This window comes from Pseudovibrio sp. Ad5 (assembly GCF_001623095.1).
Taxonomy (GTDB): domain Bacteria; phylum Pseudomonadota; class Alphaproteobacteria; order Rhizobiales; family Stappiaceae; genus Pseudovibrio.
The window spans coordinates 45,542-54,340 of sequence record NZ_LMCH01000055.1 but is presented as its reverse complement, the minus strand read 5'-3'; the positions used below and the strand labels follow the sequence as shown (position 1 = coordinate 54,340).

General features: G+C 42.9%; 6 protein-coding genes. 2 read left to right on the top strand and 4 right to left on the bottom strand.

Features of this window, described 5'->3' with window-relative positions; genetic code table 11:
* Window positions 1-846 precede the first annotated feature (846 nt).
* The 4 genes from PsAD5_RS14655 to PsAD5_RS14640 all read right to left on the bottom strand — a co-directional run bounded on the left by PsAD5_RS14655 (window position 847) and on the right by PsAD5_RS14640 (window position 6,098).
* A complete protein-coding gene (locus PsAD5_RS14655) occupies window positions 847-1,767 on the bottom strand; it encodes an FkbM family methyltransferase (protein ID WP_063292656.1) in 921 nt (306 codons plus the stop codon).
* Between the two features lie 74 nt (window positions 1,768-1,841).
* Window positions 1,842-4,505, bottom strand: coding sequence for a glycosyltransferase family 29 protein (locus tag PsAD5_RS14650; protein ID WP_193776986.1), 2,664 nt, complete (start codon window positions 4,503-4,505; stop codon window positions 1,842-1,844).
* 61 nt (window positions 4,506-4,566) lie between these two features.
* Complete coding sequence (locus PsAD5_RS14645) at window positions 4,567-5,379, bottom strand: hypothetical protein (protein WP_063292654.1); 813 nt, start codon at window positions 5,377-5,379, stop codon at window positions 4,567-4,569.
* A 74-nt stretch (window positions 5,380-5,453) separates the two neighbouring features.
* Complete coding sequence (locus PsAD5_RS14640) at window positions 5,454-6,098, bottom strand: hypothetical protein (RefSeq protein ID WP_063292653.1); 645 nt, start codon at window positions 6,096-6,098, stop codon at window positions 5,454-5,456.
* 478 nt (window positions 6,099-6,576) lie between these two features.
* Here PsAD5_RS14640 and PsAD5_RS14635 point away from each other — a divergent pair, with 478 nt between their 5' ends.
* A complete protein-coding gene (locus PsAD5_RS14635) occupies window positions 6,577-7,167 on the top strand; it encodes a class I SAM-dependent methyltransferase (RefSeq protein WP_063292652.1) in 591 nt (196 codons plus the stop codon).
* A gap of 653 nt (window positions 7,168-7,820) precedes the next feature.
* Window positions 7,821-8,777 (top strand): FkbM family methyltransferase, encoded by a 957-nt coding sequence (locus PsAD5_RS14630; RefSeq protein WP_063292651.1) that lies wholly within the window; start codon window positions 7,821-7,823, stop codon window positions 8,775-8,777.
* Window positions 8,778-8,799 lie beyond the last annotated feature (22 nt).

The window sequence follows — 8,799 nt, the reverse complement described above, 5'->3', positions numbered from 1 at the left end:
GGGACGTGCGTATTACCATCAAGGCCACGGCCCGCGTGCCGATAAACAGGTCGGATACATAGTAGCGACTTCAAGGTTCCAAGTAAAAACTCTCTTGCGAAATGCAGGCGGTCCATACATATGGCCCACCACGTCAGCAGTGGCTTGGATGTTGACCCAGATTTCTTCGCTGCTGCGAAGGTCGGCTTAGTCGCGCGTTGCCGAAACCACTGATACTCAGGCAAGCGCCTAGCTTGTCGGCTACGCTTACTAATGAAAGTCCAATTGAGCATCAGCACTGCGCGTACAAATTATGCATCTCACAACAAAATTAAAATTGGCATCTTGTTACAGAGCATTAGAAGAATCCAATGTCATTTCCCAGCCACATCTACTGAGTAAGCTGCTGGCGAACATGTTTTTTGTTGACGTTGTGTTGACGCGAACGCAAAAAGCCCCGAGCTTTTGGCTCGGGGCTTTTGTTATGTGTTTGATCTATTGATCGAATTTTGGTTGCGGGGGTAAGATTTGAACTTACGACCTTCAGGTTATGAGCCTCTAATGTAGTAAATTATACTATAATTTACTTTTCAAGTATTTAGCCCACAACCGCTTAATACCGCTTAGCAACTTTCACAAACCGTTAAGGAAGTGTACGACATCAAACGACGTCATGTACAGCTCAAAATGCGTACGACGGTTGACGTGGTGTTGACGCGAAACTTTGCGGCGCCTCTACATTCCCGTACGCAAGTCCTCGGGACGTTTTCCTGGGATCGCGTAAACTTTCAGCGCTATCGCGGTAACATCATTTTTGTTAGCGGATAGGATACAATCAAGTTACAACATGCTGGAGATCATTCACGCTCACCTCTTGGCTGGGTTTGGAAACTGAAAACTACCAAGCTGATGCTCTGCAAAACTTGGGTTGTTAGGTTGATCTAGCTCATTTGGAAAGGTGCGGGTGCATGAAGAAAACTGAAACAAATCGCGACGTAAGAACGTGACTTCCAGAACAGGCGGAACTGCATAGCCACCTATAATACGCAACGCAGTATTATTATTACCATGAACATGTACTGCCTGATGGGTTTTGAAGAGTTTATTCAGTCCTGCTAAAGCCGTTCGGTACCAAAATAGCTTATAAACTTTGTGCAAGTCATGGAACTCGACAAGTATCTGAGAAAATTTCTGCAACTCATTCATTTCAAGATCTGCAAAAACTCCCCATTCGTCACCTTCAATGTCCATCTTCAATAAGATGCTGTTTGTGTCTTGGTGCCCATTATTTCGAAGCTCATGCTTGAGGCAGGTCATTCGCTCATCTATTTGGTGTGAGGTCGTAATGCCCTTTTTTTTGTAGTTAAAGCCTTCATGATGATGGGGGAGACCATCAATTGTATGGTCATATTGGTAAACTTTACAGCCGTGACGGGCCACCTCTAAATCCCAAGAAACGTCGCGATTAATGCCCAAGGAATAGGCAACTTTCTCGTCAGGCCCTGGCGGAGCCATAATGTAACCTCCGTCAAACGCACGTCCTATGCGGGTAAGGTTACAGCTATCTACGTCCATTGGACTTAACCGGGAAAAAAGTGTCTCCACCATTTCCTGAGCAGCTTTTGACATTTCAGGTTTTTCGATCAGGCGGGCTTTTTTGCCTTCAATGATAGTTATTCTCTTTTCCAGATGCGTAAGGCGTTTGTTAAGACGTGCAATTTCTTGCTTGTGATTATCTGTTGCAGACGGCTCTCTAGTCAAAGCCTCTTTAAGATCAAAATTTGACATGCAATGAGCTTTCGTATGGTTGCGCAGCTATTTCAATGGATTGAAGAAGTGTGTCTGCAATGCTGATTAGAAGGCTAAAAGAGGCGAATATTCTTATGTGCTGGCAAAACACAATTGATGACGTAGTTTCGTTCTCTTTGAGGATTATGACGATATCTTCCGGTTGCCTCCAACAAGCTCAATCCTTTCCGAACAATATGCCGGGACTGATTGAAGTCAAAACCAACCAGCGAAAGTTCTGCAAGGTTCGCTTGGCGTAAAAATTCAATCCAAATAATACCTGATGTAGGTTCCGCAGAAAGTTTCATCTGTAACTTTTTCGTATAGATCCTAGGCAGGCGTTGCACCTTGTGAGCTAAAATGAACTTTGAGGACAAATGATGCAGGCTTGGATGGGGCGCAACGTTTTGAGTATTGAAAACTGGAGCAAAGAATAGTTGTCTTGCGCGGTCTGCAGTCGAACATGACCAAATGTCTGATTTAATTCCAATCGCCGGAACTGCAGTATATTCATTTAGAATTGCCACCGGTGTGTTGGGATCTAAAACAGTGTACTCCTCTGCTTGACTGGAGCGACCATCTGTAAATATCCCATAAATATACTTTTCATAGTCCGGTTGAAGCGTCATGCCTTTTTTAACGATATAAGGACATCCAAGATTCATCCTGATAACGATATCATGGCTATCAATAAAATCTGCAGCTTCGCTTTCAAGTAATTTTCCTGCATTTCCGACAAGACATACTCGCTTACCGGCTAGCAATTCCGTATTAAAGTACGGCATAAACAGACCTTTTGAGTGATTAACAGCCTCATGGTAATATTTTTTTTTGATGGACTTCTTTGCCTTCTTCAAAGATTTTTGAGACTTATCGAAAATATCAGAAAAAGAGAGGCCGGATGACTTGGACTTCTTGAACTCAACTTTTTTGGCCCGCTGGGAGGTTAGTTTCATTTCATTTTGATAGAAGTGATAGACTGGATTCTCTATTGGCTGAGCTGCGCCATCATCTACAGGGAGCTTATCAAAAGAAGTTTCATCCAGCTTGAAACTGGTACGATACAGAAACCATGAAAGGAATTGGTCGTACCGTTTGGTACGTAAATCAGAATTTTCAGAGATAGCGTGTTGATAGGAAGTCAGAATGCCTTTCTCTGAAACCAGTGAGACCGCTTGATCGTAAATAGCCCGCCCAAATGCAAGTACAGGCTTGCCCATTAACATTGCCTCGAAGCCGACACCACTATTGATGACAGCTATACATTGAGCCTCCAGCAGGACATCGTGAATATGTCCTGAGTTTGTAAATAGCAGGTGTTCATTCTGCCACGTTTTCCTGGCTTTCTCATAAAAGTCAGTTTGATCCAGAGGGTGCTTACGAAACAGTACTTTAAGGCTCTCTTTTTCAGAAAGTTTCACCATGTCTTCGATAAAGTCATCTAATGTACACTTTGCGTGTAACGTTAGTGCTTCGTCTTCTGGAACTTGTAGGACAGCAAGAACATCAAACTCAGGTAAACTCTGTTGCTTTTGATTTTTTTGAGGTGCTTTGGTTTTCTTCTGGGCTTTTAGCTCGGCTTTAAACTCCTCTAGCCGTGGATCAATCGGGAAATTTTTAAAAGCATCAGAACTTGACCAGCTTGCTGAAGGCCCCCAACCCGTTGATGAGCAGGTAAATATCTCAGACAAATATTCCTGCATATAGAATGTGGCATTATCAATTGGGAGTTGCTTATAGGTTTTGTGCGGAATAAAAAGTTGCTCAGCAAAGTCGAGCCGATCAATTAGCTCTTGTGTTACTTCCCATTGTGCAACAGGTAAAATTCTTGTAAAGACGCCAGCTGACTGTGCGGATTGCGATATCAGTCGAGCCATCACACGCCATCCAACTCTCCCAGGACGGGATAATCGAGAAATGCGAGTTTGATAGCCGTTGTCGTCTAATGGCTGCTTTGTTCCAATATCCTGCAGCGGAAATAGTACTAAATTCTTTGGAGTATTTCTCGTAAACTCAATCTTTTGCGCAAGTTCGGAAAGGCGCTTTGCATCGCCTTTCACCTGACTAAGGGGACGACGTAAAATATATGAGTTCTCGCAGAGTTTCTTATCGCGGTAGAATTCTGGGATACATCCGGTTTTGAGTTTACTGCTCTCTTTAAGGATTACCTTCTTGATTAGCTCAACTTCAGAAACAGGACCCGGAGCAGTTGTAGAATTGATGTGTTTTTTTATAAATTCTAAAAGCCGGAAGGTTTTAGGTGTGTGCTTTAGCCAAAGAGGCTGAGAATAAGCAATACGGTGTCCCCCCTCGTTGATCCGGATTGTGTGTGCACCCAAATCACAGTTTTGCAACACCGCAGGCAATAGGGTCAGATCTTCAACAACGGTAAACTCAACACTCAAAATCAGAAGGGCGTGTTTTGAATGTCCAAATAACCAACTAGCAGTGCTATACAAAGCTACTTCATTGCTGCTGGCTTGAAAATCAGAAGCAAACTCAAACTCGTAAACTGTTGTAGCATAAAGCTGTTGGCTTACGTTTTGCAAAAGCTCTTGGGCTTTTTCGTCTTTGTCCGAAATTCCGACCACAACACGAAGACCAGGTGAGCACGCTTCGCAACTACGCAAGAACTGTTCACCGTATACAAGAAAGTCTTTTCCGCTGCAAACAATCAATATCTGCCAGAAACTATGATCTGGTTTATCAAAACCAAGGCGTTGAATAGAGTGTAACACATGTAACTCCTGGGTGTGCAGCCGAGGGGGGGGGTAAACCTCATTCATTTTACTGAAAATGCTATCGAGAAAAACTTTGTTGTAGAAAATGAGGAAGTTTATACGCAAAAGCTAGTGCATCACGTTCTCTGCTTCGGCCCTTAATCTTACGATCGCCTTTCAAGTGATCAACGTATTTACCCAATGCGCTTTGAATAAAAATGTGTCCTGAACGCCATCTGCTGCCCAGCTCTTTGAAAGATGCAGTGCGGCCCCGTTCCATTTCCTGGACAATTTCCCAGAAAATGTAGCTGTCGTGATTTTCTTTGAATGTAAGAAATTCACTAGAAAGGTAAATCTGCTCAAACCTATCGGCAAAGCTCAAAATCTCGGGGTGCTTCAGATTGTAGCCCACCCAACCACATTCAGGATATCCTCGCCGGTTGAGATATGCAGCCAACTGCCCCCTCTTAGGAGCTATCTTGTCGAGAAATTTTTCTGGTATCTGCGTGTGTGTAACGGTATCAGCGTCCAGCCATATCAGTTGATCAAAGGCTCCCCTGCAGCGACGGATTGCATCCGTCACTGCGAAGACTTTGTTCGAAAATCGGTAAGCATCCCACCGAAAATTCTCTGTTTGTTTGGGGATGATTGGATTGGTGCCGTTGGCAAAAGGGTTATCACGATAGCAAGCTTTAAATTGCTGCAGTTTTGGTAGAACCACCAAAGGGTCTAACAATTGCAATCTTGCCTCAGATAAGCCGACGGACGTCATTTCTGGGTATACCATCATCGAAACTGTATCAGGCCACTTTTTTAAGAAGCTCTCAATACATCGTTTGCCATACTGCTGATATCCAGATTCGTGAAAAGTAGTAACGACACAATGTTTCATAGCTATCTTTACGCTGGAACTGGCTTGGATTTCTCAATCTGTTGTGCAGAAAGCATGCGCTTCTTGTAGTGTTCTCAATCTTGGGAGTAATCGCAATCCTTGAAATCATCGAAGTAGGGACCACCAATTGTGTAATGTACGATTGCAGCATTAAGGTCATACTCATACACACCAACCAGATGGTTCCACACTAATGGGAGTGACCCGATCTCTTCATCAGTTGCTAGCCATTTAAATTGGTGGAGCTCCAAACCGCTACGAGTGTTTACATATTCAGGTGTCAGTGATTTACAACGTGCATTATTGAACAGCATGAGGCTGGACCAGTTTTTTCTCTCGTACTTAGTCTGAGGATTTCCAAGGAACTTGGTAGTTTCCTCCGGTTGGTATTCATGCTTACAACACATAACAGCATAACGATCATCTCGGAGAGCCCAAAGTTCTGCGAGATCTCTGCGGAAAATCATGTCACAGTCCATAAACAGGCTCCATCCCTCATAATTGGAGAGATAGGGAGTGAGAAAACGACTGAAAGAAAATTCCGTTGATTGAAGAGGATGTGACGTACGGTGAAAAATTGCTTCTAGCGAAGATTTCGCGATCGGACAAAGTTGAACTGGGATCGATGTGTTATCAATGATGCTTTGACAAAGTGTATGATAAGCAACGTTCTCGCGACTGTCGTAGCCAATGAAGATACGAGGAATAGACATAACCATGAAACTCGACTCCGCTGATAAAATGTTACCTTGCGCAAACCAACGTGTACGATCTATTTTGAAACTTAAACATCAAGATTTATTAGTCGCAGTTTTTGTCTCGTTCATCATTATTACGTTTAACTGCGGAAGACCCGGTAATCCCTCAATTATGGAGAATTACTGTTAAACGAACTGGTGAATACTTCACTTCTTAAGGTGTTATATTTTGTATAATAAATTTTACAGTCACATAAAATAATATTCAGGGTGTAAATTATGATAATTATAATTATAGGAGAGTTATTTATTTATAGGCCACATGTAAACACGTAGAACATCCGCAATCACAGCGTAACAGTGATTTTTTGTGCGCCTTTTATTTTACGTTGCTATCGATTTAGTTATCAAGATTACATACAAGCCTCATGGATTGTTGATTAATCGGTAGTTTAAGGCCCGGATTCAACCCTATACCTAGTTCGCTTGGGAGTCTAAGATGGTTGACCTTAAAGTGTTGGAAGAACAGCATAAAGCCTATCCAGGACGAACTCAGCGATGCGTAAAGCTCGCTAAGAAATATGTCCGTAAGCATCTCCGCGACGGGCAGTTATTGGAAATTGGTGCTCAGCACAAACCAGTTGCAAAATACTTCCCTGAGTTCGAATATAAAAAATTGGATATTCGAGAAGTGTCAAGTAACACGATTATAGGAGACATTATCAATTGCCCGCATATACCAAACAATACATTCGACCTGGTATTTAGTGTTGACGTATTTGAGCATTTAACAAAACCTTGGAAAGCGGCCGATGAAATTTGTCGTATTCTGAAGCCGGGTGGTATCGTCTTTATCTCTACAGTATTCAGTTGGCGTTATCATCCTAGCCCTATAGATTATTGGCGGTTTAGTCCTTATGGCTTGGAATCTCTGTTTGAAGGGCTGGAGACCTTGGAAGTTGGTTGGGATTACACGGAAAGAAGACGTAAATCAAAAATTGAAGGTGCAATCGAACCGATTGATGAATTGGGCGGATGGAGAGAAAATGTCCGTGTAAACTACGTTGGCTACAATAGTATTCGTCCTTAAGGCAGTGCTGCATTAAGCAAATTTTTTCGCAACTCGCCCTCGGCTTTATTATGATAGGATTAGCTACAGTTTGATGCTGTAGTAGGGCGCATATGACCTCCTGTCTTGAGATTTACGGTGAAGCTGCAGCTACACTTTTTTGAGAATCCCATTGGCCTCAACTGCGTACCGGAGAAAATTTTCATAGTTAAGAGTGTAGCTAACTGCACCGGCTGACCAACATCATCTACTATTTTTCCTGGTGGATTCTTGGCGATCTTTCATTGATATTCTTCGGGCCAAGTTACACACCAATATCATCAAGCAGACCATCGTTTTATTAAGCGGCTAGTAAGGCCGACGGTAGGATTTAAGGCCTTCCAATCAGTCGCCGCCACACTCGATGAAATTAAAACTGCTCACGTGAGCAGAAAGTGTTAACACAGGCAGGAGAGCGTACCAACCTTCGCCTGTTCATTACCCTCGCAGAAAAATCCTGTCAAGACGATAGGCATTTTCCGTGCACCTGCCTGAGCTTATGACAAATCGGTTTAACTACACCCACTTATCCTAGCTCGAACGTGATGCACAACCGATTAAATTGTCACTTTCTGGGGATTTTGGAAGATCCCTTCCGCTGCTAGATCTAAAAAGAAACCTTAGCAGAGGACGGCATGACAAAACCAACCATTAGGTTTTTACCAAATGACTTACGCAATGAACGATCCGTTTGGTTGCAGAAGCATAGAAATAATGTTGTCACGAAATATGGTGAAGACGGAATTATCGAGAAAATCTTCGACGTTATTGGTACTAAGAACAAAACCCTTTGCGATATCGGAGCAGCAGATGGCAAGCACCACAGCAACTCCTACAACTTAATCACCAATAATGGTTGGCGGGGCATTCTCTTTGAGCCTGCTCGGGACCGTTACAAGCGACTAAATAAACTCTATCAAAGCAACCGGAAAGTGGAGATCATCCATAACTATGTTGGCTTAGACAAGGAAAGCAATCTAGACTACCATCTGAAGCAGCTGAAAGTGCCTGTCCCTAAGAATTTTGACTTTCTCTCCATCGATATTGACGGGTGCGACGTTCATGTTTGGAACGATATCCAACAACACCGCCCACGCGTTGTTTGTATTGAGTTTAACCCACTTGTTCCGTTGGATGTATATTTGCTTCAAGCAAGAAATCTCGCAGTCAATAATGGCAATTCACTACTCGCTACCTATTTGGAAGCACAAAAAAACGGATACGAGCTCGTTGCGACCACAAAGCTAAATGCCTTGTTTGTTGATCGACCTTACTTTAGTGAGTTCAACATTCCAGACAACTCCCCGTTAGCAATGCATTTTTTGGGTGATTTAGAAACAAAAATAGCCATGAGTTATGACGGTCATTTGTTCCTTGCTGGGAATTCTTCACACCCTTGGAAACGATATGAGATCAGTGAGGAGCAAATTCAAATCCTGCCTCCTGAATATCAAAAATTCAAAAATGAAGCTCAAGTTTCCTTGCCTTTGGAAAAGGAAGCAGCCCAAAAGCCTAAGAAACCAGGTAAAGCTAAACACCCAGTTAAGTTTGGCCTCAAAAGCTTTAAGAACTTTTTGCAGACAATGATATGAGGTTAGTCACGCAAGCTTGCCG

Excerpts from the sequence above, each read along its gene's own strand:
- PsAD5_RS14655 (WP_063292656.1), bottom strand. The coding sequence starts at position 1,767 with ATGTCAAATTTTGATCTTAAAGAGGCTTTGACTAGAGAGCCGTCTGCA.
- PsAD5_RS14645 (WP_063292654.1), bottom strand. The coding sequence starts at position 5,379 with ATGAAACATTGTGTCGTTACTACTTTTCACGAATCTGGATATCAGCAG.
- PsAD5_RS14640 (WP_063292653.1), bottom strand. The coding sequence starts at position 6,098 with ATGGTTATGTCTATTCCTCGTATCTTCATTGGCTACGACAGTCGCGAG.
- PsAD5_RS14635 (WP_063292652.1), top strand. The coding sequence starts at position 6,577 with ATGGTTGACCTTAAAGTGTTGGAAGAACAGCATAAAGCCTATCCAGGA.
- PsAD5_RS14630 (WP_063292651.1), top strand. The coding sequence starts at position 7,821 with ATGACAAAACCAACCATTAGGTTTTTACCAAATGACTTACGCAATGAA.